Source organism: Plantactinospora endophytica, from assembly GCF_016862915.1.
GTDB lineage: Bacteria > Actinomycetota > Actinomycetes > Mycobacteriales > Micromonosporaceae > Plantactinospora > Plantactinospora endophytica.
This window is the reverse complement of the sequence record NZ_BONW01000034.1, coordinates 45986-70692: the sequence shown is the minus strand read 5'-3', so window position 1 is coordinate 70692 and position 24707 is coordinate 45986. Positions and strand designations below refer to the sequence as shown.

Here is a 24707-nt window from a genome sequence, read left to right as displayed (position 1 = left end):
CCGGAGCCGCGCCGGTTCCGGCCGGTCCCACCGGTGCACCACCCGTTCCGGCCGGCGCGACCGGCACACCGTTCGCTGCCACCGGCGTACCGGCCGCCGCTCCGGGCTCCCCGGTGGGTACGCCCGGTTCCGCCGTTCCGCCCGGACCGTGGCTCTCGTCGCGTGCGGTCGACCAGCCCTGTCCGAGCTGCGGCACCCCGCCGTCCGGCAACTCCGGCGACGCGGGCCACTGCGACCACTGTGGACGGCGTTCCTCGGTGGGCCGGGACCGTGCCGACCTGGACCTCGGCCCGGTCGCGGCGGTCACGGACCGGGCCCGGCGGCGGCGCAACGAGGACGCGGTCACGATCGGCCGCCTCGGGCCGACGATCGCGGCCGTGGTCTGCGACGGGGTGTCTACCTCGCTGCGCGCCGACCTCGCCGCACACGCGGCGGCGGAGGCCGGCCTCTCCGCGATGCTCGCCGCTCTGGCGGGCGGAGCGCCCCCACCCGACGCCGTCGGCGCGGCCGGCCGCGCCGCCGCCGGAGCGGCCCGGGCCACCGCCGTGTCGGACGACGGACAGGTACCGCCGAGCTGCACCTTCGTCGCCGCCGTCGTCACCGTCGGCTCGGTGACGGTGGGCTGGATCGGTGACAGCCGGGCCTACTGGCTCGGTCCGGACGGTGCGGTGCACGAGGCGGTCTGCCTGACCGTCGACGACTCGGTGGTCGGCCAGATCCGGGCGGGCCGGCCGGTGCCGCCCGGCGCCGAGCAGGATCCGACCTCGAAAGCGCTCGTCCGGTGGCTCGGTGCGGACTCCGGCGATGCCGAGCCGCAGGTGGTGACGTTCCAGCCGGGTCGGCCGGGACGACTGGTGATCTGTTCGGACGGGCTCTCGCACTACCTGCCGAACGCGGCAGCGCTGGCCGCCCGGGTACCGGGACCGGGTGGTGCCACGCCGATCGCGATCGCCCAGAACCTGACCCGGTTCGCGGTGGAGGCCGGCGGGCACGACAACATCGCGGTCGCGGTACTGCCGTTCCCGCCCGCCGCAGGAGCGTGAGGAGTGGGCAGGTGACCGGGATGCCGCAGTTCGTCGCCGAGGTGGACCACAACGAGTACCTGCCGGCCGGTGGCCAGGTGGTGGACGCGATCCTGACGGTGACCGCCTCCGGCCCGGACCTGCGCGACCCGGCGGCCGCCCCGACGGCGGCGCAGGTGATCATGATCGACACCTCGGGCTCGATGGCCATGCCGCCGACCAAGCTCGCCGAGGCGAAACGTGCCACGGCGGTCGCGATCGACACTCTGCGCGACGGGGTCGCCTTCGCGGTGGTGTCCGGGACCGCGCTCGCCCGGATGGTCTATCCGGCGCAGCCGGGCATGGTGCCGGCGAACGTGCAGACCAGGGCGGCGGCGAAAGCGGCGGTGGCGGAGTTGCGGGCCGACGGCGGCACCGCGATCGGCCGCTGGCTCGACCTGGCCAACTGGCTCTTCGCCAGTTGTCCCGCCGAGGTACGGCACGCGATCCTGCTCACCGACGGCCGCAACGAGCACGAGAAGCCCGAGGAACTGCGCCGGATACTCGCCGTCTGCGAGGGCCGCTTCGTCTGTGACAGCCGGGGGATCGGCAGCGGCTGGGTGGCCAGCGAGTTGCGTACGGTCGCCTCGGCCCTGCTCGGCACGGCCGACGGACTGGAACATCCGGCACAGTTGCCGGCCGCGTTCCAGGCGATGACGGCGGCGGCGATGGGCAAGCGGGTGGCGGACGTCGCGCTGCGGATCTGGACTCCGGCCGGCGCGACGGTACGGATGGTGAAGCAGGTCTTCCCGCACGTGGAGGAACTCACCGCGCGTCGCTCGGCGGTCAGTGCCCGGATCGGCGACTATCCGACCGGCGCATGGGGCGCGGAGACCCGCGAATACCACATCTCCGTCAGCCTCGAACCCGACGCGGTCGGCGAGGAGGTGCTGGCGGCCCGGGTCAGCCTGATCAGCGCCGGCCAGGCACTGACCGAGCGGCTGGTCCTGGCCAGGTGGACCGACGACACCGCGCTGTCCACCCGGATCAGCCCGCAGGTGGCGCACTACACCGGTCAGGCCGAACTCGCCGCCGCGATCCAGGAGGGGCTGCGGGCCCGGGAGGCCGGCGACGTGGAAACGGCGACCGCCAGGCTGGGCCGGGCCGTCCAGTTGGCCGCCGAGTCGGGCCACGACGAGACGGCGATGCTGCTCGGCCGGGTGGTCGACGTCATCGACGCACCGACCGGTACGGTCCAGCTCAAGCGACAGGTGTCCACGATGGACACGGAGTTGACCGACGTACGGTCGGTGAAGACGGTTCGGGTCAAGAAGGAGCAGGGGTGAGCCGGTGACGGCGACGACCTGCCCCCGGGGCCACGAGTCGACGACCGTGGACTACTGCGACGTCTGCGGCGTACCGATGTCGCGTGGCGCCGCCGGACCGGCTCCGGACGGCACTGAAGGAGCGGCACCGGCACCCGGGTTCGGGACACCGGCGCAGGCCAGCGGTGGCCTACCGGCCGGCGGTGCTTCGGAGTCGGCGGGGGAGTCCGCGCCGGCCACCCCGTGCCCGGTCTGCGGTGCCCCGCAGGCGGGCAGGTTCTGCGAGGAGGACGGCTACGACTTCCTGCTCGCCCCGCCGGTCAGCCCCGCACCGACCGGCACCCCCGGGGCGGGCGGCGTCGGCCCGACCGGTACCGCCCCGGAGCCGTCGGCTTTCGACAACCCCGGAGGGGTACCGGCCGGGAGCGCACCCGCCACCAGCGGATCGGTCGAGGTCACCGCTCCCGGTGCCGACGACACCTGGCAACTGGTGGTCGACGCCGATCGCGGATACTTCGACCTCGTCACCTCGTTCGGCGGTACGGACGCCGGCAGCCTGAGCTTTCCCCGCTTCGTCGTACCCCGTCGGTTCACCCTGGAACGCCGGCAGTTGCTGATCGGCCGACGCAGCCGCTCCCGGGGCGTACGCCCGGACATCGACCTGGTCGGTCCGCCCGAGGACCCCGGGGTCTCCCACCTGCACGCGCTGCTGGTGCCCCTGCCCGAGGGCTGGGCCGTGGTGGACCTGGAGTCCGCGAACGGCACCTACCTGAACGACCCGGCGGCAGCGCCGATCGTGGCCAACACCCCGATCCCGCTCGGCGACGGCGACCGTGTCTACCTCGGTGCCTGGACCCGGCTGACCATCCGGACCGCCGGCCGGGCCGACCCGGTCACCGGCCCGCCCGGCACCGGCTGAACCACCCCGGCCGAATAGACCCGGTACGACTGGCGCGGCCGCACGGACGTGGGGTGGACGGGTAGCGGAGTGCGAAACCCGGGGCACGCCCGGCAGGGCCGCCAGGCGAACCCCGGGCGGCTGGCCATCCGGGTCGATCAGTGCTCAGGTCGTTGCCGCCGCCTGGCGGCTGCGCCAGGTCCGGACCCAGCTCTGTGCGGTGTGCCGAGGCACGCCGTAGTGGTCGGCGACGGCGGTGACGGTGCCGGCCTGCCCGTAGACCTGCGCGAGATCGTCCGGAGCGCGCCGGTACGAGCGACCCGCCGCCGGAGTCGCGGCGGTGACGGTGGACGAACTCCCTCGGCCGGTTGCCCGGCCGGTGTCGGAGCTGCCCTTCGTCGTCGCCCGGCCGCCGGCCCGCCTGCCGGCGGTGGCGCCGGTCGCCACCGCAGCCTTCCCCGGCACACTCTTCTTCCCGTCGACACCGGCGGCCGCCCTCTTGGCGGTACCCGCGGTGCCTGCGCTCTTCGCGGTGCCTGTGCCCTTGGCGGTACCGGTGCTCTTCGCGGTGGCCGCCTTCTTCTTGCTCACCGTGCTCTTCGTGTCAGCCGTGCTCGTCGCGGTGGCCCTGCTGTTCGCGACGGCCTTGCTGTTCGCGGTGGCCTTGTCCTTCGCGGCGGTCTTGCTCGTGGCGGACCTGCTCGTGGCGGACCTGCTCGGGGTGGATTTGCTCGCGGTGCTGCTCTTCCGGGCGCTCGGCGTTGCCGTGCCGCCCCGGCCAGCGGCTACCGACGTCGCCGACTTCCTGGCAGCGCTCCTGGACGGAGTTGCCTTCGCCGTGCCGCTCCCGGCCGGCGGCTCCACGACCATCTCCGGCGAGGACTCCACAGCGGACAGTGCAGCCCCGACCGGGTCCGACGAGGCGGCCGAGGCGGACGCCCCCGACGAGTCCGACGAGGTGGCCGACAACTCCGAGGAGGGAGCCGGCGATTCCGGCGCGGTGGCCGGCGGAGCCGTACCGGTGGACGGGGCGGACTCGGCAGGATCGTCGGCCGGTGCCTCGACCGGAACCAGCGGGGTCGTACCGGCTGCCGCCGTCGGCGCGGTACGGGTCGGCATCACGGCGCGCAGCAGTTGGTTGACGTCGACGGTGGGCAGCTCGCCTGGCGTGAGTCCGCCACCCGCACCGGCGCGTACCACCAGTTCGGTGATCCTGGTGGCGTTCTCGGTGACCTCGATGCGTAACGTCGTGGTCGCTCGCGTCTGGTCGTCCGGGGAAATCGTAATTGTGTAGGAACTCACCGGGATGCAGCCTCCAATAAGCACGAACTCGCCGCCGTCGCGCTCCCGGCCCCGTCAACGGTCACGTCGGTACGAACTGTCTACGATGTCGGCGGTCAAGCTACCTCCCGGTATGGCGGTTAGCCAAGTCCCGGCCGGGCCAGGTGCTGCCGTGATCCTGCCGAAGACACCCCAGCAATCGACGTATCGGGCTGGGCTATCTAGGATGAGCCGTCAATGTCCCCACCATCGGCAATCTCTTTTCCGCCGTAGTCAAGCCCGTTCTCGGCGCGGCCCGCTCCGACCATTCCGACAACCCCGGAATGCGCCGCATCGTCCGATGCGGACAGTGCCCGGTCCGACGGCCGCGACAACCGGTCCGGACCGCCGGGCAGTACGGCGCCGGCGCCGGCCCACGAGGACTGGTCGAGAGGAGCAACTCCATGCCAACAGCAGGTCCCGTGAAGATTCTCGGGGCGTACGCGGTCGGACTGGCCCTGGTCGCGGCACCGGTACCGGCCAGCGCCGCGCCGGCCGCGCCGCCACCGGGCATAGTCGTGCAGGACGGCATGACCCAACCGGTCTTCTCGTTCGCCGACGCGATCGAGGAACGGGTGTGGGTGGAGACCACCCTCGACACCGACCACGACGGCCGGCGTGACCGGGTGGTGGCGGACATCTCCCGGCCCCGGGAGACCGACACGGCCGGACTGCGGGTGCCGGTGATCCTGGAGCACTCGCCGTACCGGAAGGACACCTGGGACGACGTACCCTATCCGAGCGTCCTGGTCGACGACCTTCCGCAGAACGCGTCGGCCGGCTCGTCGGCGCGACGGGCGGAGGAGCCGAGCATCCTGCGGGCCAAGGCGAACCTGCCCGGACAGCTCGACGACTACTACGTGCCGCGCGGCTACGCGGTGGTGCTCGGCCAGAGCGTCGGCACCGGCGACTCGGACGGTTGCCCGACCACCGGTGACTCGGCCGAGACGCTGGGCACCAAGGCGATCATCGACTGGCTCAATGGTCGGGCCAGGGCGTACGACGCCAGCGGCGTACCGGTGCGGGCCGGCTGGACCACCGGTGCGGTCGGGATGACTGGGGTCTCCTACAACGGAACCCTGCCGAACATGGTGGCGACCACCGGCGTCGAGGGGCTGAAGACCATCGTCCCGGTCGCCGCGATCAGCAACTGGTACGACTACTACCGGGCCAACGGCCTGGTGGTGGCGCCCGGCGGATACCAGGGTGAGGACGCGGACATCCTGACCATGTACACCGCCGGACAGGCCCGGTCCGAGGGCACCTGTGCCGACGAGATCGCAGCGATCACCGAGGAACAGGACCGGGTGACCGGCGACTACACCCGGTTCTGGCAGGACCGGGACTACCTGCCCGGGGTACGCAAGGTCCGGGCGAGTGTCTTCGTCGTGCACGGGCTGAACGACTGGAACGTGAAGACCGGGCAGTTCGCCGACTGGTGGGACCAACTCGACCGGTACGGCGTGCCGCGCAAGCTGTGGCTGCACCAGGGTGGCCACGGTGGGCCGGGCAGCGCCGCCACGGTGACCCTGCCGGACGGCCGGTCGTGGACCTACAAGCAGACCGAGAACCGCTGGTTCGACTACTGGCTGTGGGGCGTCAAGAACGACATCATGGCCGAGCCGAGGGCGGTGGTGCAGCGGGAGGACCGGGTCTACGCGACGTACCGGGACTGGCCGGATCCGGCCGCCCGGAACGTGTCGCTGGGGCTCTCCGCGACCGATCCGACCGCACCGGGCAGCCTGGTCGGGCACGGCGGGCGGGGCCGGGCCGCGCAGAGCCTGGTCGACTCGGGGCGGACCATCGCGCCGGCCGACCTGGTGGCCGGGCCGGAGAGCGCCAACCCGCACCGGCTGGTCTACACCTCCCCGGCGCTGGCCCGGGACGTGCGGATCTCGGGTCGGCCGGAGCTTCGGGTACGCCTCTCGGTCGACAACCGGACGGCCGCGAACCTGACCGGCTACCTGGTCGACTACGGCCCGGCCGGGGCGACCGACGCGCCGGTGGTGGTCACCCGGGGCTGGCTGGACCCGCAGAACCGGACCAGCGAGGCGCACGGCCAACCGGTCCGGCCGGGACGGATGAACGACTACCGCTGGACCATGGAGCCGAAGGACTACGTCTTCCGTGCGGGTCACCGGCTCGGTCTGGTGATCTTCTCCAGTGACCAGGAATACACCCTGCTGCCGCTGCCCGGCACCCGGCTCACCGTGCTGCCCAAGTCGAGCACGTTGACCCTGCCGGTGGTGGGCGGCCGGGCCGCGCTCGGTTTCTGAGCGCGGACCGGCCCGATCGGCTGCACGGGCCCCGGGCGTCGTCGACGTCCGGGGCCCGTCGGCCGGGGTGGACCCGGCCGGGTCAGGATTCGACGTCGGAACGGATCAGAACTTGACGTCGACCAGGTCGACGACGAAGACGAGCGTGGCGCCGGGCTTGATCCGGTTGCCGACGCCCTGGTTGCCGTAGCCGAGCTGCGGCGGGATCACCAGCTTGCGCCGGCCGCCGACCCGCATCCCGAGTACGCCCTGGTCCCAACCCTCGATGACCTTGCCGCCACCCACGGGGAAGCTGAACGGCGAACCGCGGTTCCACGACGAGTCGAACTCCTCGCCGGAGTCGAACGAGACTCCGACGTAGTGCACCACGGCCCATTGGCCCGGTTGGACCTCCTGGCCATTCCCGATCGTTATGTCCTCGATGACGAGGTCGGCCGGCGGCGGACCGTCGACCAGACCCACGGTGGGCTTTTCCATCCGGGTACCTTAACGCCGGCCCGGGACCGTGATCATCACGCCCGGCGGAGTGTCGCGGCAGGTGAACGGCGGGAGCCCTGTCGGGGCAAGGGTTCTCGGCGCCGTCGCCGGGCGAAGACGGTGGCGTGTCTCGATGTCTGCGGGTTCGTCGGCCGGGTTCTGATCGGTACGCTGTCGACTTCGGATACCGGTGCGGACGCGGGCTGGCCAGGATGCGGTGGCAGGGTCCGGGCCGGACGGCGAACACCGAACTGGCGGAGTGTGACGGTGAGCAAACCGGACTGGGCGCCCGACGACATCGACATCGATCGGCCCAGTGCCTCACGGATCTACGACGTGTGGCTCGGCGGATCGCACAACTTCGAGGTCGACCGGGAGATCGCCCGCAAGACCGAGCTGGCCTGGCCGGACGCGGTCCGCTACGCCCGGGCCAACCGCGCCTTCCTGCGTCGGGCGGTACGCTTTCTCGCCGCCCAGGGCATCCGGCAGTTCCTGGACATCGGCTCCGGCATCCCGACCGCCAACAACGTGCACGAGGTCGCCCGGCAGTTCGACCCGGAGGCCCGGGTGGTCTATGTGGACATCGACCCGGTGGCGGTGGCGCACAGCCGGGCGATCCTGCGCGGCGACGAGCGCACGGCCGTACTCCAGGCGGATCTGCGGCGCCCGCAGGACATCCTCGACCAGGTACGCGACGCCGGCCTGCTCGACCTGGGTCAGCCGACCGCGCTGCTGCTGGTCGCGCTGCTGCACTTCATCCCGGACGCGGACGACCCGCACGGGGCGATCGACCGACTGACCGACGGGCTGCCGCCGGGCAGCTATCTGGTGGTGACCCAGGGCGCGCACGGCGCCAGTGACGAGTCGGACGAGAAGATCAAAGAACTCTACCGGCGTACGCCGACACCGCTGACCGCCCGCGACCGGGCCGGGACGGAGCGGTTCTTCACCGGCTTCGAGCTGGTGGAGCCGGGGCTGGTGAACCTGCCGGACTGGCGCCCGGATCCGACCGAGACGGTCGACGACCGCTACCGGGGCGCACTGATCTACGCCGGAGTGGGACGCAAGCGGTGACCCGGCCGGGCCGTGGGCCTGAGCCGGTGTCGGCGGCCCTCGACGAGTTCGCCCGGCACTGGGCCCGGTCGATGGCCCGGACCAGCTACGTACCCGTCCGGCTGGACGACCTGGGCCAGGTCCTGCTCGGCCATGCCGAACGGATGGTCGGCTCGACCGACGGGCTGGTCGCGGCCCGGGAGGTGGGCGCGGCGCTGGTCGACGACGGCTACACCAACGTGTCCGCGTTGCAGGCCACCGTCTCCGCCCTGGCCGAACGGTTTCCGCCCACCACCGCCGAGCCGGGTCGGCCGGACCGGATCGCCCGGACCGAACTGCTCGGCGCGGTCGCCGCCGGGTACGCCCAGGCGTTGCGGGAACGGACCCAGCGCGAGCTGGAGTCGATCATCCGGGCGGTACTGACCGCCCGCCGTACCGCCGAGCAGGCCTGGGCGGCCAGCGAGGCGCGCTTCGAGGCGCTCTTCGTCTCCTCGGCCAGCGGGATCTGCGTCGTCGACCCGGAGAACCGGATCGTGCAGGCCAATCCGGCGCTGGCCCGGATGCTCGACCGTCCGGTCGCCGAACTGGTCCGGCGGCGGCTGACCGGGCTGGCTCAGCCGAGCCACCGTCCGGCCGTCGCCGAGGCGCTCGCCGAACTGCACGCCGGGCGGCGGACACACGCCGAACTCGACGCGGCCTTCGGCCGTCCGGACGGCGGTACGGTCTGGCTCCGGCTCTCGCTCGCCCCGGTACCGCACGGCGAGGTGACCCACCTGGTCGTCACCGCACAGGACGACACCGAGCGCTACCATCTGCAATCCGCGCTCTCCCACCAGGCCCTGCACGATCCCCTGACGAACCTGCCCAACCGGGCGCTGGTGCTCCGCCGGCTCGACGAGCTGATCGACCGGCTCGGGCCGGACGAGCACGTCGGGATCTGCTACCTCGACCTCGACGGCTTCAAGACGATCAACGACTCGTTCGGCCACGCGGCCGGGGACGACGTGCTCCGCACGGTCGCCGCTCGGCTCGCCGGCTGCGTCGCCGAGCCCGGTTGGCTGGCCGGGCGGCTCGGCGGCGACGAGTTCGTCATCGTCGCCGCAGGCCCGGACCCGACCCGACTGGTACGGGTGGCGGAGCGGGTGGTGTCGGCCGTCCGGCAGCCGATCCCGGCGGCCGGACACCAGCTCTCGGTCTCGGTGAGCATCGGCGTGACCGACGACCGGATCCCGCACAGCCAGCCGGCCGACCTGATGCGGGCCGCCGACATCGCGCTCTACTGGGCGAAGGCGGCCGGCGGCGACCGCTACGAGGTCTACGACGCGAGCCGGCACGACGCCCAGGCGCTCCGGTCGACGCTCGCCACCGGTCTCCGCTCGGCCCTGCACCGGGACGACTTCACCCTGCGGTACCAGCCGATCGTGCGGCTGACCGACGGCGTGCCGATCGGTGCCGAGGCGCTGCTGCGGTGGACGCATCCCGAGCACGGCCCGGTCGCGCCGGAGATCTTCATCGACCTCGCCGAGGAGATCGGCCTGATCGGGCAGTTGGGCCGGTGGGTACTGGGCCGGGGCTGCCAGCAGGCCGCGAGCTGGTACCGGGAGCTGGGCGAGCGGGCGCCGTTCGTCAGCGTCAACCTCTCTGCCCGGCAACTGCACGACGTCGGCCTCGCCGAGGAACTGCTCCGGACTCTCGCCGAGGTCGGCCTGCCACCCACCCGGTTGCAGGTCGAACTGACCGAGAGTGCCCTGCTCGGTCCGGCCCAGGGCCCGGCGGACGTGTTGCAGGCGCTGGCCGCGCACGGCGTACGGGTCGCGGTGGACGACTTTGGGACCGGCTACTCCAACCTCGCCTACCTGCGTCGACTGCCGGTACGCGAGCTGAAGATCGCCGGCGCCTTCATCGAGGGGCTCGCTCCCGGACATCCGGGTACGCCGGCCGACCGGCAGATCGTGGCCAGTGTGATCGCGCTCGCGCACGGGCTCAACCTGACCGTCACCGCCGAGGGGGTGGAGACCCTCGAACAGGCTCAGTTGCTCCGTTCGATGGGCTGCGACCACGCCCAGGGCTGGTGGTTCGCCCGACCGGGCGATCCGGACGTGCTGACCGAGATGATCGTCGGCCGGGGCGGAAAACCGGTTGATCCGGTACCGACCCACTGAGCTAGGGTGGCCGGGTGCCTCGCGCCTTCCACGCCCTGATCCGCGGCTCCCTGACCGGGACGTGCACCGCTGACCAGGCGATCCAGATCCTGAACCGCCACCGGCTCCGCCGCGCCGCCCTGGCCGGCTGAGCACGGGAGCAGCATCCGGGTCGTCCGACCGCCGTCGCCGCCGACGCGGCGTGGGCCAGACGCCAGCCTCGTCTCCCCGGTGGCGCACCGCGCCGTGAACCTCCACCCGGCCCACCCGACGTACCGCGTCGTCGTGGCCCGGGGAGGTCGACCGCGTCGATGACGCGTGCGCGCGAGCCGCTGACATCCGCACGTCCAGGGTCATCCGAGTCCTGATCGTTCCGGGACAGGTCGTGGCCGTCGCGTGCCCGCCTGTCCCACTACCGGCCCGGACTTTCCCCGGGCGGGAGGACACGGCTGTGCCGCACCACAACCCGCACCATGACCCGCACCACCAACCGCACCACCAACCGCACCACCAACTGGATCGAGAGAACCGCCCGCACGTCCGCCCGGCGGACCCGCCGGCCCGGCGCCGACCCGACCGGCCCGGGCGGCCGGCGGTGCCGCGTACCGGTGCGGACCGGTCGCGCCGGGTGCTCGGGCAGAACTTCCTGCGCGACGCGCGAACCATCAACCAGATCGTCGAGTCGGCCCGGCCGGACCCGACCGGGCTGATCCTGGAGGTCGGCGCCGGGCAGGGCGCGCTGACCAGGGAGTTGGTCCGGCGGTGCCGGCGGGTCGTCGCGTACGAGATCGATCCGGGCCTGGTCGCCCGGCTCGCCGAGGAGTTCCGGACGGCGCCCGGGTTCCGGGTCGTACCGGGCGACTTCGTCGCGGCCCGGCCGCCCACCGAGCCGTTCGCGGTCGTCGGCAACATCCCGTACGCCTCGACCAGCCGGATCGTCGACTGGTGCCTGGACGCGTCCTGGCTGACCAGCGCGACCCTCGTCACCCAGCTCGAGTACGCCCGGAAGCGCTCCGGCGACTACGGCCGGTGGACGCTGCGGACGGTGCAGACCTGGCCGTGGCTGCGGTGGAAGCTGGCCGGCCGGATTCCCCGGGAGCGGTTCCGGCCGATGCCCCGGGTGGACTCCGGCATCCTCCGCCTGGACCGCCGTGCGACGGATCTGCTGCCGTTGCACCAGCTCGCCGACTACGAACGGTTCGTCGCGCTCGGCTTCAGCGGGCTCGGCGGCTCGCTGCGTGCCTCGTTGCACCGGGGTTATCCGGCGCGGCGGGTGGACGCGGCGCTGCGGGCCAACCGGGTGCCCGCCGACACCGTGGTCGGGTACGTCTGGCCGGAGCAGTGGATCTCACTGTTCCAGGCCATCCATTCGACCCGGCGCTGAGCCGACCTAGGGCCGGGTGCGGTCGGCGGGGCTACCCGCCGGCCGCACCGGTCGCCGTCTCCGTGCTGGCCGGATGCCGGTCGTCGGCGGGCGTCGCCGCGCCGTACACGCCTCGGAGGCGCACGGGATCGACGCGGGCGGGACCGGCGGCCGGGCCGACGACGAGCGTCGGCAGCGGCGTCAGTAGGTGATGAAGCCGTACAGGGCCAGGTGGTTCGACCTGGTTCCGCGCACCGTGTGGCCGATGGCGGACGGCTGCACGGTACCCCGGACGAACAGATAATCGATCTTGCTGGAGCCGCTGGTCGCGCCGGTCCCGTAACCGGTCATGCCGAAGCCGCTCAGCGTGCTGGCCGGGATGCCGGTGCGGTTCGCGTCGATCCCGACGACCCGGATCGTCGAGGCGTTCATCAGACTGGTCGCGTCCGCACCGAGGTGGATGCCGGTACCGCCGATGCCGGTGTAGCCGTCCCCGGCGCAGGCGTTCTGCCGGTTCTCCTGCGGCAGGTGCATCGTCGCGGCGAAGACCGTGGTGCCGGTCGCCTTGACGGTGAACCTCGCCGCGATGGCGCTGGTTCGCTTCCACTTGTAATAGTCGGTGCTGTCCGGGTCGCTGTTCGGCGGCTTGTAGAGCGTGCAGCCGGCACCGTTCGCGTACGCCGTGCCGGGCCTCAGCCAGCCGGCACTCCAGTACTTCGAGACGTCCCCGGCCGCCAGGCTGAGCGTCCGGGTGTTGTAGAGGATCCCGTTGGTCTGCTTCTTCTTCAGGTCGCCGAGCGACTGGGAGCTGCACTTGTGGGTGCTGCCCCAGGGCTCCGGGTCGGCCCAGGCCACGATCGCTCCGTAGGTGCCGGCCGGGTAGCCGAACTTGGCCGAGAGCTGGTCGGCGTACGCCTCCGCCTGCCCGGTGCCCCGCACCTGCTGCACGATCAGCAGGTCGGGGGCGACCACGCCGGCCGTACCGGTCCGTCCACTGTCGTCGACCAGCATCGAGGTGAGGTGGTCCGGCCCGGAGATCCGGGTGCAGGTGCCGTCGGCGTTGTTCACGACGAGGTTCTCGATGTTGTTGTTGTAGACCCGCAGCACCCGTTCCGCCGCCACGGCGGTGTCGCCGGCCGGCGCCGTGCCCGCCGACGCGTGCGTTGTCGGGACCGTGCCGAGGACGGCGGCGGTGAGCAGAGCGGCGGCGGCCCGTGCCGACCGGTGGGCGGAGGCGGCCACGGCGGGCTCCTGTCCGGGGAGGTGCCGGCGGGGTTGCCGGTCGCGGGCGACTCTACCGCGCCGTCCGATGAGGATGGAGGGCGGCGGAGCGCGGTGGACCATGCTGGACCGAATGCGCGAGAATGGCCGGAGTTGCCGCAGTCCGGCCAGTCATGGGGGTGCTGAGTTCGTTGGCAGACGACCAGAAGATCGGCCTGGCGGCCGCCCTCGGCGCGATCCGCAGGGAACTCGCCGAGGCGATGGAGGCGGCCGAGGCCGAGGGCGGACCGGTACGACTCGGCGTCTCCTCGCTCGAGCTGGAGTTGCAGACCACGCTCACCCGCGCCGGGGACGTCGAGGGCGGCATCAAGGTCTACGTGATCTCGGCCGGGGCGAGGGCGTCGGAGAGCCGCAGCGACGTACAGACCCTGCGGATCCAACTCGACGCCAGGACTGCCGGCGGAGATCCGGTACAGACGAACGACAGGGTGCGGCGACCGCCGCGATAGGTCGGGGGTTCGTGCGGTGGCCAGGGATACCGAACCTCGACCCGGCCGGGTGGCGGGAGTCTTCGTGCACTGCCCCCCGGAAACCGAGTACCCCTACTTCGGTACCGGTTACCAGATATCCGATCGACTCGTGCTCACCGCCGGGCACGTCTTCGACAAGGTGCCGGCCGACTGCGGCCCGGACGGGGTGTCGCTCCTCGTCGAGCTGGGCGGCGACGGCAAGAGCCGGCGGGCGACCTGCGTGTGGCGCGGCCACGACGGTGTCGACCTCGCCCTGTTACGCCTCGACGAGCCGCCGCCGGAGCAGGTCGCACCGGTCCGGCTGGGCCGGGTGGACCGGACCAGGGCGACGACCGTCAGCGCCGTCGCGATGGGGTTCCCGAAACACGCCGAACTGAGGATCAGGGAGACCGGGGAGGGACGGCGTGGCCGGACGCAGACCCTGGGTCGCATCCTCACCGGCGCCGATCCCGCCCGGCCCGGAACGCTGGACTTCCAGCTCGACGCCACGCCGGCGCCGGCGCCGACGCCGGACGACAGCCCCTGGCGGGGAATGTCCGGCGCGGCGGTCTTCACCGACGAGTCCCACCTACTCGTTGGGGTGTTCCGGGAACACCTTCCGGACGGCGGGGGCAGCCAGCACACGGTCGGCGCGCTCGACGCCGTCACCGACCAACGGTGGCGGGACCTCCTCGCCGCCGAGGACATCCAGCCGGATCCGCGCCCGGTCCTACCGGACGGCTGGAACCGCGGCTGTCCGGCGCTGACCGCGTACGGCGACCACGCCGACAAGCTGACCGCCGAGAAACCGTTCCTCACCCCCGGCAGGCTGCCCTTCGTGGATCCGGGCGACCATCCGAGCTCACCCGGCCGGGTGCTCGCCGCGCTGACCCGTACGGCGGAGAGCGCCGATCCGCAGCTCGGGGTGATGCTGGCCGGGATACCCGGAGTGGGCAAGACCCGCCTCTGCCTGGAAACCGCCGCACTCGCCGAGCGCGAGGGTTGGGTCGTCATCCACCTCGGGGAACCGGGTCATCGGGCGTCCATAGAGGACGCCTGGCGAAGTGTCCAGGTGCTCTCCGCGCCGGTGTTGCTGGTCGTCGAGGACCTCGAATGGCTCGCCGACACCACCGCGGAAACGGTCCGGGCGCTGCGGGACGGCGCGCACAACGTCGGCGCGCGGGTGGCCGTCCTCGGCCCCGTCCGGACCGCCGCGCTGCGCAGGACCGGTGGGAAGCTGAAGCCGGGAGGGGCATTCGAGGTCATCGAGGTCCGGGCCGACCCCGGCTACCAGGCCGCGATCGTGCGCCGGGCGGTGCGGACCGCGGCCGGGGCGGCGGTGGACCAGACGGGCGAGGCGCACGTGCTGACGATCTGCCGGGGGATCCCGGCCATCGCGGTGATGCTCGCCCGCTACTACAACGATGCCGCGTCCGAAGGGCTCGACATCAGCACGGCGGTACCGCTCGGCGGCGACGACGTCGCCGGCTGGCTGGGCAAGGTGCTGGACCGGGAGGAACTGCGGCTGCCGTCGGTGCCGGAGGGGGAACCGAGCCCCAAGCCCGACGGGCGGCTCACCGCCGCGGCCTGGATCGCCGCCGCGACCCCGCAGTCCGTCGGCACGCTGGAGTCGGCGCTGGAGAAGCGCGGCAAGATCCTCAGCCCGCTCGGCAATCCGTGGCAGCCTTCTCGGCTACTCGACTCGTTGTGCCGGGCCGGCATCCTGAGCCGGAGCGACGACACCATTCGGACGGTGCACGACCTGTACGCCGACCACCTGCTCACCAGGGTGCTGGTGGAACCGGATTCCGGGACGGACGACCACGGTTCCGGCGCGATCCGGGTCAAGGTACTCCGCCGAACCCTCAAACCCGGCCTCGACGACCAGCGGGTACTGCGCAACGTGGCCGTGGCGTTGCAGCGGCTGCGGGAGTCGCTCGGCGAGCCGACCGGGCTGGCCCTCGACAGCGCCGTCGCGCAGTGGTGCGTCGACAAGGCCGAGAAACTGACCGCGCTGCTCGACGGGGACCCGGACGGGCAGACGCTGGACACCCTGCTGCGGTTGCCGAGCTGGCGACCGGGCATCCGCCGGCTGGTCGAGCCGATCGCCGAATCCTGGCTACGGCGGCACTTCCGCGACCCGAAATCCCGGGACGGGGTACTCGCCACCGCCTCGTGCCTGGACCCGCAGGTCGGATACCCGTACGTGATGGGCTGGCTCAGCCACAACCTCAGCAACCCCCGGGCCGCGTTCGCGTTCCACCGGCTCTCTCCGCCCGAGGGACTCGATGCCGCCTACGACGAGTGGACGGTGGAACGGGCCTTCTGGTGGCTGGCGCAGAACGCGCCGCACCCGAACGCCTCGTTCGTGCTGCGCGACCTGCTCGACCACAGCCGGAGGCTGGGCCTGCCACCCGGCCATCCGCACGCCGCCCGGGTCGTCGCCTGGGCCCTCGGCTGGCTGCGGCGCAACGGCTCGCACCGCAACGCGTCGTACGTCGCCCCGCCGCTCGTCCAGCGTCCCGAGCTGACCGGTGCCGACCTGGAGGCGACCGCGCTCTTCCTGCTCGACAGGATCGCGCCCCGGGAGCCGTACAACGCCAGCTTCGCCCTGGAGGCCGTGCTGGCCCGCCAGCGCCAGCGCCGCGACCTGCCCGACGCGGTGGTCAGGAAGGCGGTGAAGGAGTCGCTGCGGTGGCTGAGGGATCCCCGGGGCTACGGCCTGCGACCCGAGGCCGCGTACGTGCTGGAGAACCTGATCATCCCCGACCGCCGCAGTCGGGACAGTTTCGTCGACGCCGTGGGCCTCGCCCTGAACTGGCTCCGGAAGAACCCGGGCGTGAAGGAGACCGGACGGGTACTCGACCGCATGCTGCACCTGGCCCGCCGGGAGACCGACAAGTGGGCGCGGCTCAGCGAGGACGAGTCGGCGGATCTGGCCACGCTCACCCTGAGCTGGCTCTTCGGCCCGCAGACGACCCGGATCGCCCGGGTCAGCGTGCTCGGCGCGCTGCTGAAGACCCGGCTCATCGACGACGACGCCGACAGTCTGCGCCGGTGTGCGGACGAGGCGCTGGCGCTGTACCGGGAGACGCCGAGCCCGACGGTGGCTCGGGACCTGCTCCCGGCGCTGCTCGCCAAGACGTCCCGGCTGGCGGACCTCCGGGCCGACCTGTTGGCCCTCACCTTCGCACACGTCGCTCGTCACCCCCGCGACCCGCACACCAGTTACCCGATGACCTCGCTGCTGTCCCGCCACGACCTCACTCCGGAGGAGTACGCGACGGCGCTGGCCGCGACGCTGGAGTGGCTCGGCGCGCACCCGTCCGACGAGAGCGCGGTCAAGTTGCTGACCGCCGCGCTGCGCAACCCCCGGGCGAGCCGGGAAGACCGGGGAAAGCTGGTCGACCGTACCGTCCAGATGCTCTCCCGGCTGCTGCCGCTGGGCGACTCGGGGCGCAGACTGGTGGACGTCCTGCTGACGCAGCGCGCCGAGACGACGCCCGAGTGGAACCGGTTCGTCGGCCGGGCGTGCGGCGAACTGGCCGTCGACGGGATGCCGGTCCGGGCCGGGTGGGTGCTGCCGATCCTGCTGCGCGGTGTCGACGTACTCGACGGGCCGGTGCGGGACGAACTGCACTCGACCTGCGTCGAGTGGTGTGCGGGCAACCCCGGATCCGGCCGGACGGCCGAACTGCTGGCCCGGGTGCTCACGGACCGTACCCTGCCGCCGGAGGTGCGGCGTCGCGCCTCGGTCGTCGCCTGCGCCCGACTGGGGCCGGGGACCTCGCGGGTCAGCGGTGCCGGCCGGCTGCTCGCCGCGGTGCTGCGGGACGGGAACCCCGGTGATCCCGCCGAGGCCGACCGGATACTGGCCGTCGGGCTCGACTGGCTCGAGGTATGGGTGGACGACGGTACCGCCGCCGAACTGCTGCCGCAGGTGGCTCACCGGTTGCGCCGCGATGCCGGCGCGGGGCGGGCCACCGGGGAGGACGTACGCCGGGCGACCGGGTACCTCGACGCGTGGCTCGACCGGCATCCGGCGGCGCCGACGGAGCTGCGGGCGGGCATCCAGGCACATCGGGACGCCCTCGCCCGGCTCGCCCTGGGCTGAGCGCTCCCGCCGGTGCCCCGCGCGCCGAGGTCAGCCGCCGGACGGGCAAGAGTGCCGTCGTCCGCGTGCCGGTGCGCCGGTCGCCGGGGCAACCACCGACGCCGGATGGACCGGCCGTCGTTCGCGCGCCGTTGACTCCGAAGACCCGGGGCGCCGAGGTCAGCCGCCGGCAGCGGACGGGCCGGTCGGGTGCAGGCCGAGCCCGTCGAGGGCGTGGGCGAGGCGGGCGTTCTCGGCCCGGAGGAAGTCACCGAACGCCGCGCCGTCCAGGTACGCGTCGGTCCAGCCGTACTTGGCCAGGACCGCCTGCCATTCCGCCGAGCCGTGCAACCGGGCGACCAGGTCACGCATGGCGACGACGTCCCGGTCGGCCAGTCCGGGCGGCGCCACGATGCCCCGCCAGTTGGTGAACACCACGTCGACACCGCGCTCCCGCAGGGTCGGCGCGGCGGTGCCGGGGATGCGGAACTCGCTGGTCACAGCGAGCACCCGGAGCTGACCGGAGGCGATCTGGTCGGCGTACTCGCTGCGGCCGGAGACACCGAAGTCGACCTGGTGGTCGAGGATCGCCGCGAGCAGGTCCCCGCCGCCGTCGAACTGCCGGTAGCTCACCTGCCGGGGCGGGATGCCGACCGCGTCCGCGAGCAGCATCGGGGCGAGGTGGTCCGGCCCACCGGCGGAGGAGCCGCCGCCCACCGGCACGCTCGCCGGATCGGCCCGCCAGGCCGCGATCAACCCGCCGATGTCCCGGTACGGCGAGTCGCGGGTCACCACCACGATCGCCGGCTCCTCGATCAGCCGGGCGATCGGCGTGGTGTCCTGGAGGGTGAACCGGGCCTCGGAGGCGAACTGGCTGCCCACCACGCCGAGCCCCATCAGCATCATCAGGTGCGGGTTGCCGCGCTCGTAGCCGAGTCGCCGGAGCCCGACCACGCCCCCGCCGCCGGGCAGGTTGAAGACCTCCACCCCTCGGGCGACGCCCGCGTCCGCCATGGCCTTGGCGGCGGTCCGGGCCGTCACGTCGTAGCCGCTGCCCGGTGCGTTGGGCACCAGCAGCCGCAGTCCGGTCGCACGGTCCGTGAGCCGGTCGGCGCAGCCCGACCCGGCGGCCAGCAGCACGGCGAGGCCGGCGGCGAGCGCGCCGGCCAGCCATCTGCTCCTCGGACGGGTCGCGCGGGCCATCCGCCGATCCTGACCGGCCGACGCCCGGTTGTCACCACCCGTGGCCAGGGGAATTTGCCGGTTGACGTCGGGGCTGGTCAGGTGAGAGCTTCCCGGTTGCCGTGCCGGCACGTACCGTGCGTCGTGCCGGGGACTCCGGGCGACGTCGGCAACCGGGGGCGGCGGATGGACGAACCGGACGAGGAGGAACGATGCGGCAGCGGATGTCCCTGGCCGGTCAGTTCCTGCTGCTGCAACTCGGCATCGTGCTGCTGGTCGTCTGCACGGTGGCGGCCGTCTCGATCGCCGAGTCCGACGCGGCGTTCCGCCGGGACGAGGGCTCCCGGCTGCGCTCGGTCGGGGAGAACGCGGCGATCAACCGGACCGTACGGATGGGCATCGGCGACCCGCACGGCCAGGAGGCGCTGGCGGCGGTGGCGGAGAGTGCCCGTGCGGTCTCCGGTGCGACGTACGTCCTGATCGCCGACGCCACCGGCAAGCTGGTCACCGGCCCGGACGCCGGCTCGCCGATGGTGCTCGGCAGCAGCGACGGTCTCGCCGGCCGGTCCTGGGTCGGTGTGGTGGACGACGGCTCCAAGGTGCTGGTCGCGCACGTGCCGGTGCTCGACGAGCGGGACGGCCGGTTCCTCGGCCTGATCGTGGTCGGCCAGACCTATCCGACGCTGCCCGAACAGCTTGCCGCCGGGCTCACCAACCTGCTCACCTACCTGCTGCTCGGCGGGGTGCTCGGGCTGGCCGGGTCGCTGCTGCTGGCCCGGCGGGTGAAACGGCAGACGCTGGGCCTGGAGCCGCGCGAGATCACCGGCCTGGTCGAGCACCGGGAGGCGATGCTGCACGGCATCAAGGAAGGAGTGCTGGGCACCGACACGGCGGACCGGGTGACCCTGGTCAACGACGAGGCGGTCCGGCTGCTCGGCCTGGCGGCCCTGCCGGTGGGCCGGTCGCTGCACGCCGAGCCGATGGAGCCCCGGCTGCGGGACGTACTCACCGGGAAGGTCACCGGGGTCGACCAGATCGTGCTCAGCGACGACCGGGTACTCGTGCTCAACCGCCGGCCGGTGCTGGTCCGGGGCCGCCGGGTCGGTTCGGTGACCACCCTGCGGGACCGGACCGAACTGACCGCGCTCCGCCGGGAGCTGGACGTCAGCCGGCACACCACCGACGCCCTGCGGGCGCAGGCGCACGAGTTCTCGAACCGGCTGCACACCATCGCCGGGCTGATCGAGCTGGGCGAGCACGACGAGGTGATCCGCTACGTGACCCGGGCCAGTCAGGTGCACGAGAAACTGAACCGGGACGTCACCGAACTGGTCCGCGACCCGGCGCTGGCCGCGCTGCTGATCGCCAAGGCCAGCCTCGCCGCCGAGCAGGGGGTGCGGCTTGCGGTCGCCCCGGAGTCGGACCTGCCGGCGGTGGACGACGAACTCGGCGGCGACCTGGTCACCGTGGTCGGCAACCTGGTGGACAACGCGCTGGACGCGGTGGGTTCCGGCGGCCGGGTGGAGGTCGCGGTCGCCCTGGTCGACGCCGAGGTGGTGGTGCGGGTCGGCGACTCCGGCCCGGGGGTGCCGCCGGAACTCGTCGAGGAGGTGTTCCGGCAGGGCTACAGCACGAAGGATCCGGCCCGGGGCCACCACGGGCTCGGGTTGGCGCTGGTCCGGCTCATCTGCCAGCGCCGGGGCGGCAGCGTCGAGGTGGCGGGCGCGGCGTTCCGGGCCCGGCTGCCGCTGCCGGCCACCGCCGGGGCCGCCGTCGGGGTGCGGGGGAGGGCGCCGGCATGATCCGGGTACTGGTGGTCGACGACGACTTCATGGTCGCTCGAGTACAGCGGGGCTTCGTGGAGCGAACGCCCGGGTTCACCGTCGTCGGGGTGGCGCACACCGGCGCGGAGGCGCTGGACGCGGTGCACCGGCTCCGTCCCGACCTGGTACTGCTCGACATCTACCTGCCGGACCTCTCCGGGCTGGAGGTGCTGCGCCGGCTCCGCGAGGGCGAGGTGGTGGTGGACGTCCTCGCGGTGACGGCGGCCCGGGACGTGGACACGATCCGGACCGCGCTGCGCGGCGGGGTGGTGCACTACCTGATCAAGCCGTTCACCTCGGACGCCCTGCGCGACCGGCTGGAGCGGTACGCCGCCGCGCAGCAGCGGCTGGCCGGTTCGGGTGAGGTGGCCCAGGACGACGTCGACCGGCTCTTCGTCGCGCTCCGCCCGGCCCCGATCGAGTTGCCGAAGGGACTCACCCAGCCGACCGCCGAACTGGTCGCCACGGCACTGCGGTCGGCCGACGGCGACCTCTCCGCCACCGAGTGCGCCGACCGGGTCGGGCTGTCCCGAGTCAGCACCCGCCGCTATCTGGAACACTTCGTCGGCGCCGGAAAGGCCGGGGTGAGCCTGCGGTACGGCTCCGCCGGCCGACCGGAACGACGCTACCGGTGGACCGGCGGAGCCTGACGGGGCTCCCGTTCCGCTAGTCGTCCTCGCCGAAGGCGAGCCGTTCGGCGGTGGCGGGTCGGCCGCGCAGCCGGGCGACGATCCGGGGCAGGAACGGCACCAGCACCGCCACCACGACCAGCCCGAGCAGTACGGCGGTGAGCGGCCGGGTGACGAAGACGCTCAGGTCCCCGTTGGAGAGCACCAGGGTGCGCCGGAACTGCAACTCCATCATCGGGCCGAGGATGGCGCCGAGGATCACCGGCGCGATCGGGAACTCGAAGTGCCGCATGAAGAACCCGAGCACCCCGATCCCGTACGCGATCAGCACCTGGGTGACGCTGTTGGTGGCCGCGTACACGCCGAGGGTGGCGAAGACCAGGATGCCGGCGTAGAGGATCGGCCGGGGGATCTGGAGCACCTTCACCCAGAGCCGGATCAGCGGCAGGTTCAGCAGGAGCAGCAGTACGTTGCCGACGTAGAGCGAGGCGATCAGCGCCCAGACCAGTTCCGGGGACTTGTCGAAGAGCTGCGGCCCCGGCTGCACGTTGAAGATCTGGAACGCCGCCAGCATCACCGCCGCCGTCGCCGAGGTGGGGATGCCGAGGGTGAGCAGCGGCACGAGTACCCCGGAGAAGGCCGCGTTGTTCGCCGCCTCCGGCCCGGCAACCCCCTCGATCGCCCCCTTGCCGAACTCGGCCTTGTTCTTCGCCCGGTGCCGTTCGTAGGTGTAGGAGAGGAAGGTCGGGATGTCGGCGCCGCCGGACGGCAGCGCGCCGAACGGGAAGCCGACGGCGGTGCCGCGCAGCCACGGCCGCCACGACCGGGCCCAGTCCTGCCGGCTCAGCCAGCCGAAGCCGCCCCGGGCCGGTTCGAGCGGGGTGACCCGGTCGGGCAACTGTCCCAGCCGGCTGGCCACGTAGAGCGTCTCGCCGATGGCGAAGAGCCCGACGATGATCACCACCACGTCGATGCCGTCGAGCAGTTCGAGGGTGCCGAAGCTGAACCGGGCCTGCCCGGTCAGCTCGTCCAGCCCGACCAGTCCGAGGAAGAGTCCGAGACTGAGCGAGATCAGGCCACGGACCAGGGACCGGCCGACCAGCGCGGTGACCGCGACCATCGCCAGCAGGGCCAGCGCGAAGTAGTCCGCCGCGCGGAACTCGACCGCGAGCGAGGCCACCGGCTTGGCGAAGAGGGTGAGCAGCAGCGTCGAGATGGTGCCGGCGACGAACGAGCCGATCGCCGCCGTGGCCAGCGCGGCCCGGGCCCGACCGCGCCGGGCCATCTGGTACCCCTCGATCGCCGTCGCCACCGACGCCGACTCGCCCGGGGTGTTGAGCAGGATCGAGGTGGTCGAGCCGCCGTACATGGCGCCGTAGTAGATGCCGGCGAACATGATGAACGTGCCGATCGGGTCGTCCAGGTTGAAGGTGACCGGCAGCAGCAGCGCGATGGTCAGCGCCGGCCCGATCCCGGGCAACACACCGACGAAGGTGCCGAGGGTGACGCCGATCGCGGCGTAGAGCAGGTACTGCGGCTCCAGCACGGTGCCGAAGCCGCTGAGCAGGTCGCCGAAGACGTTCACAGCGGCAGCACCCCGGCCGGCAGCGTGATGTCGAGCCCTCGGGTGAAGCCGTAGTAGACGCCGAGCGCGAGCGGCACCGCCACGGCGATGTCCCGCAGCCAGGCGCGGCTGCCGAGGATCCGGGCGCAGGCCACGAAGAACAGCGCCGAGGCGAGCACGAACCCGACCGGGGCGAGCAGCAGTACGTAACCGAGCAGCGCGGCACTGACCAGGGCCGGCGGCAGCGCGCGTACCTCCGCCGCCGGCTCGTCGTCCCGACCGTCGACGGCGTCCGACCCGTCGTTCCGGGTCTCGGTGGCGTTCGACCCGTCTTTCCGGGCGGCAGCCGTGTCCGGCTCGTCGTTCTGCCGGGCGGCGGCTTCCGGCCCGGGGGGAGTGTGTGATTCGGCCAGGATTGCCGGCTCGACCCGGTGCGGCGTGCGGAATTGGCCGACCAGGTACCAGGTCGCCAGCACCACCCAGCCGGTCGTCACCACCAGCGGGGCCAGCCACGGCCCGGAGGCCGAGTAGTCACCACCGGCGGCCCGGTACGCCGTCCAGAGCAGGAAGAGCCCCACCGCCAGCAGTACGGCGCCGAGGACGCGGGCTCCCCAGGGCGCCGGGGCAGGGGCGACCGGCTCGGCCACCCCTGCCCGGGTCTCGGGTTCCGAGGACATCAACCGGCCAGCCCGATCTCGGTCAGTACGTCGGTGATCCGCTTGCTCTCCTGGTCGAAGTACGCCTTCGCCTCGTCACCGCTGCGGTAGAAGTCGTCCCACTTCTGCGCGGCCAGCGTCTGCTTCCACTGCTCCGAGGCGTGCAGCTTGTCGACCAGCTCGATGATGGCGGCCCGCTCACCGTCGGAGATGCCGGGTGCGGCGACGACGCCGCGCCAGTTCATCAGCTCGACGTCGTACCCGGACTCCTTGATGGTGGGGGCGGGCTTGCCGGCGCCGACGTCGATGCCGGTGGCGCCGGAGACGGCGAGGGCGCGGACCTGGCCACCCGCGACCAGGTCGGCGTACTCGCTGGCGCCGGAGACGGCCGCGGTCAGGTCGCCGGAGAGCAGCGCCGCCTTCGACTCGCCGCCGCCGGAGTAGGCGACGTACTTCATCGCCTTCGGGTCCGCGCCGGCCGCCTTGGCGAGTAGTCCGACCAGGATCTGGTCGGTGCCGCCGGCCGAGCCGCCGCCCCAGTTGATCGACCCCGGGTTGGCCTTGGCGTCGGCCATCAGCTCCTGCAACGTCTGGTACTTGGAGTTCGCCGGTACGACGACGACCTCCTGCTCGGCGGTGAGCGTCGCGATCGGAGTGGTCTGCCCGAGGTTGACCGGAGACTTGTTGGTCACCACCCCGCCGATCATCACCAGGCCGGTCACCATCAGGTGGTGCGCGTCGCCCTTGTTCTTGGTGACCAACTGGGACAGTCCGAGCGTGCCGCCCGCACCGGTCACGTTGGTGACCTCGACCGACTCGGTGACCAACTTGCCGTCGGTGAGCGTCTTCTGCATCGCCCGGGCGGTGCTGTCCCAGCCGCCACCGGGCGCGGCGGGCGCCATCAACTGGATGGTCCGGGTGGGATACTTCACCGCGGCGCTGTCGCCGCCCGCGCCACCGGTGTCGCCGCAACCGGCCGCCGCGACCGCGATCAGGGGTACGCAGGCGAGCGCCGCGACCCGCCGCCGGCCGGCCGTACCCCGGCCGGGGACGCCGGGCGGGCGGGAGGCGGCGAGCCGGCCCGGCGCGTTCCGAAGGTCTGTCATCGGTCTCTCCTCGACATGCGCAGCTGTTGCCGCAGCGTTAACGCTGGGTTGCGTAGATGCTTCCGGTCGA

General features: G+C 72.7%; 19 protein-coding genes. 12 read left to right on the top strand and 7 right to left on the bottom strand.

Annotated features, from left to right (window positions below; translation table 11 throughout):
* The first annotated feature begins 257 nt into the window (after positions 1–257).
* The 3 genes from Pen02_RS30410 to Pen02_RS30400 are packed head-to-tail and all read left to right on the top strand — an operon-like array spanning position 258 to position 3245.
* The gene (locus Pen02_RS30410; RefSeq protein WP_203869577.1) at positions 258–1043 is read left to right on the top strand and encodes a PP2C family protein-serine/threonine phosphatase; all 786 of its coding nucleotides are present in this window, start codon (positions 258–260) and stop codon (positions 1041–1043) included.
* A gap of 20 nt (positions 1044–1063) precedes the next feature.
* Positions 1064–2347: a VWA domain-containing protein gene (locus tag Pen02_RS30405; RefSeq protein WP_203869628.1), complete on the top strand. Its 1284-nt coding sequence runs from the start codon at positions 1064–1066 to the stop codon at positions 2345–2347.
* 4 nt (positions 2348–2351) lie between these two features.
* Positions 2352–3245: an FHA domain-containing protein gene (locus Pen02_RS30400; RefSeq protein WP_203869576.1), complete on the top strand. Its 894-nt coding sequence runs from the start codon at positions 2352–2354 to the stop codon at positions 3243–3245.
* A 144-nt stretch (positions 3246–3389) separates the two neighbouring features.
* Here the strand turns inward: Pen02_RS30400 and Pen02_RS30395 are convergent, their stop codons facing one another.
* A complete protein-coding gene (locus Pen02_RS30395; protein WP_203869575.1) occupies positions 3390–3815 on the bottom strand; it encodes a hypothetical protein in 426 nt (141 codons plus the stop codon).
* Positions 3816–3825: 10 nt separating this feature from the next.
* On the opposite strand from Pen02_RS30395, the gene Pen02_RS30390 reads away from it, so the two are divergent.
* Both Pen02_RS30390 and Pen02_RS30385 read left to right on the top strand, forming a co-directional pair.
* Positions 3826–4518, top strand: a complete 693-nt coding sequence (locus tag Pen02_RS30390) for a hypothetical protein (protein WP_203869574.1) — start codon at positions 3826–3828, stop codon at positions 4516–4518.
* Between the two features lie 430 nt (positions 4519–4948).
* Positions 4949–6820, top strand: a complete 1872-nt coding sequence (locus Pen02_RS30385; protein WP_203869573.1) for a Xaa-Pro dipeptidyl-peptidase — start codon at positions 4949–4951, stop codon at positions 6818–6820.
* A gap of 105 nt (positions 6821–6925) precedes the next feature.
* Here the strand turns inward: Pen02_RS30385 and Pen02_RS30380 are convergent, their stop codons facing one another.
* Complete coding sequence (locus tag Pen02_RS30380) at positions 6926–7297, bottom strand: FKBP-type peptidyl-prolyl cis-trans isomerase (protein WP_203869572.1); 372 nt, start codon at positions 7295–7297, stop codon at positions 6926–6928.
* 267 nt (positions 7298–7564) lie between these two features.
* Between Pen02_RS30380 and Pen02_RS30375 the strand changes: the two genes are divergently transcribed.
* From Pen02_RS30375 to erm, 3 genes are all read left to right on the top strand, one after another.
* Entirely contained in the window at positions 7565–8371 is an 807-nt protein-coding gene (locus Pen02_RS30375) for an SAM-dependent methyltransferase (protein WP_203869571.1), read from the top strand.
* A 26-nt stretch (positions 8372–8397) separates the two neighbouring features.
* Positions 8398–10512, top strand: a complete 2115-nt coding sequence (locus tag Pen02_RS30370) for a putative bifunctional diguanylate cyclase/phosphodiesterase (RefSeq protein WP_203869570.1) — start codon at positions 8398–8400, stop codon at positions 10510–10512.
* A 574-nt stretch (positions 10513–11086) separates the two neighbouring features.
* On the top strand, positions 11087–11875 hold the full coding sequence (gene erm, locus Pen02_RS30365; protein ID WP_203869627.1) for an ErmE/ErmH/ErmO/ErmR family 23S rRNA (adenine(2058)-N(6))-methyltransferase: 789 nt from the start codon (positions 11087–11089) through the stop codon (positions 11873–11875).
* A 180-nt stretch (positions 11876–12055) separates the two neighbouring features.
* Here the strand turns inward: erm and Pen02_RS30360 are convergent, their stop codons facing one another.
* A complete protein-coding gene (locus Pen02_RS30360; RefSeq protein WP_203869569.1) occupies positions 12056–13096 on the bottom strand; it encodes a hypothetical protein in 1041 nt (346 codons plus the stop codon).
* Between the two features lie 170 nt (positions 13097–13266).
* Between Pen02_RS30360 and Pen02_RS30355 the strand changes: the two genes are divergently transcribed.
* Entirely contained in the window at positions 13267–13584 is a 318-nt protein-coding gene (locus Pen02_RS30355) for a trypco2 family protein (RefSeq protein ID WP_203869568.1), read from the top strand.
* 16 nt (positions 13585–13600) lie between these two features.
* A complete protein-coding gene (locus tag Pen02_RS30350) occupies positions 13601–17698 on the top strand; it encodes a S1 family peptidase (protein ID WP_203869567.1) in 4098 nt (1365 codons plus the stop codon).
* A 159-nt stretch (positions 17699–17857) separates the two neighbouring features.
* Here Pen02_RS30350 and Pen02_RS30345 read toward each other — a convergent pair whose 3' ends face one another.
* Positions 17858–18880 carry a tripartite tricarboxylate transporter substrate binding protein gene (locus Pen02_RS30345; RefSeq protein WP_239141547.1) on the bottom strand — a complete coding sequence of 341 codons (1023 nt, stop codon included), beginning with the start codon at positions 18878–18880 and terminating at the stop codon, positions 17858–17860.
* Positions 18881–19071: 191 nt separating this feature from the next.
* Between Pen02_RS30345 and Pen02_RS30340 the strand changes: the two genes are divergently transcribed.
* Together Pen02_RS30340 and Pen02_RS30335 are read left to right on the top strand one after the other, a co-directional pair.
* Positions 19072–20661 (top strand): sensor histidine kinase, encoded by a 1590-nt coding sequence (locus Pen02_RS30340; RefSeq protein WP_203869566.1) that lies wholly within the window; start codon positions 19072–19074, stop codon positions 20659–20661.
* The gene (locus Pen02_RS30335) at positions 20658–21332 is read left to right on the top strand and encodes a response regulator (protein WP_203869565.1); all 675 of its coding nucleotides are present in this window, start codon (positions 20658–20660) and stop codon (positions 21330–21332) included. The genes Pen02_RS30340 and Pen02_RS30335 overlap by 4 nt, the downstream gene beginning before the upstream one ends.
* 16 nt (positions 21333–21348) lie before the next feature.
* Here the strand turns inward: Pen02_RS30335 and Pen02_RS30330 are convergent, their stop codons facing one another.
* Genes Pen02_RS30330 through Pen02_RS30320 form a run of 3 tightly spaced genes read right to left on the bottom strand, consistent with a single transcriptional unit; the run spans position 21349 to position 24637 of the window.
* Complete coding sequence (locus Pen02_RS30330; protein WP_203869564.1) at positions 21349–22896, bottom strand: tripartite tricarboxylate transporter permease; 1548 nt, start codon at positions 22894–22896, stop codon at positions 21349–21351.
* Positions 22893–23552, bottom strand: coding sequence for a tripartite tricarboxylate transporter TctB family protein (locus Pen02_RS30325; RefSeq protein WP_203869563.1), 660 nt, complete (start codon positions 23550–23552; stop codon positions 22893–22895). The genes Pen02_RS30330 and Pen02_RS30325 overlap by 4 nt, the downstream gene beginning before the upstream one ends.
* Complete coding sequence (locus tag Pen02_RS30320; RefSeq protein ID WP_203869562.1) at positions 23552–24637, bottom strand: Bug family tripartite tricarboxylate transporter substrate binding protein; 1086 nt, start codon at positions 24635–24637, stop codon at positions 23552–23554. Before Pen02_RS30320 ends, Pen02_RS30325 begins: the two co-directional genes overlap by 1 nt.
* Positions 24638–24707: the final 70 nt, after the last annotated feature.

Coding starts and splice junctions, on each gene's coding strand:
- Pen02_RS30320 (WP_203869562.1), bottom strand. CDS start 24,637: ATGACAGACCTTCGGAACGCGCCGGGCCGGCTCGCCGCCTCCCGCCCG.
- Pen02_RS30325 (WP_203869563.1), bottom strand. CDS start 23,552: ATGTCCTCGGAACCCGAGACCCGGGCAGGGGTGGCCGAGCCGGTCGCC.
- Pen02_RS30340 (WP_203869566.1), top strand. CDS start 19,072: ATGCGGCAGCGGATGTCCCTGGCCGGTCAGTTCCTGCTGCTGCAACTC.
- Pen02_RS30335 (WP_203869565.1), top strand. CDS start 20,658: ATGATCCGGGTACTGGTGGTCGACGACGACTTCATGGTCGCTCGAGTA.
- Pen02_RS30345 (WP_239141547.1), bottom strand. CDS start 18,880: ATGGCCCGCGCGACCCGTCCGAGGAGCAGATGGCTGGCCGGCGCGCTC.
- Pen02_RS30405 (WP_203869628.1), top strand. CDS start 1,064: ATGCCGCAGTTCGTCGCCGAGGTGGACCACAACGAGTACCTGCCGGCC.
- Pen02_RS30380 (WP_203869572.1), bottom strand. CDS start 7,297: ATGGAAAAGCCCACCGTGGGTCTGGTCGACGGTCCGCCGCCGGCCGAC.
- Pen02_RS30385 (WP_203869573.1), top strand. CDS start 4,949: ATGCCAACAGCAGGTCCCGTGAAGATTCTCGGGGCGTACGCGGTCGGA.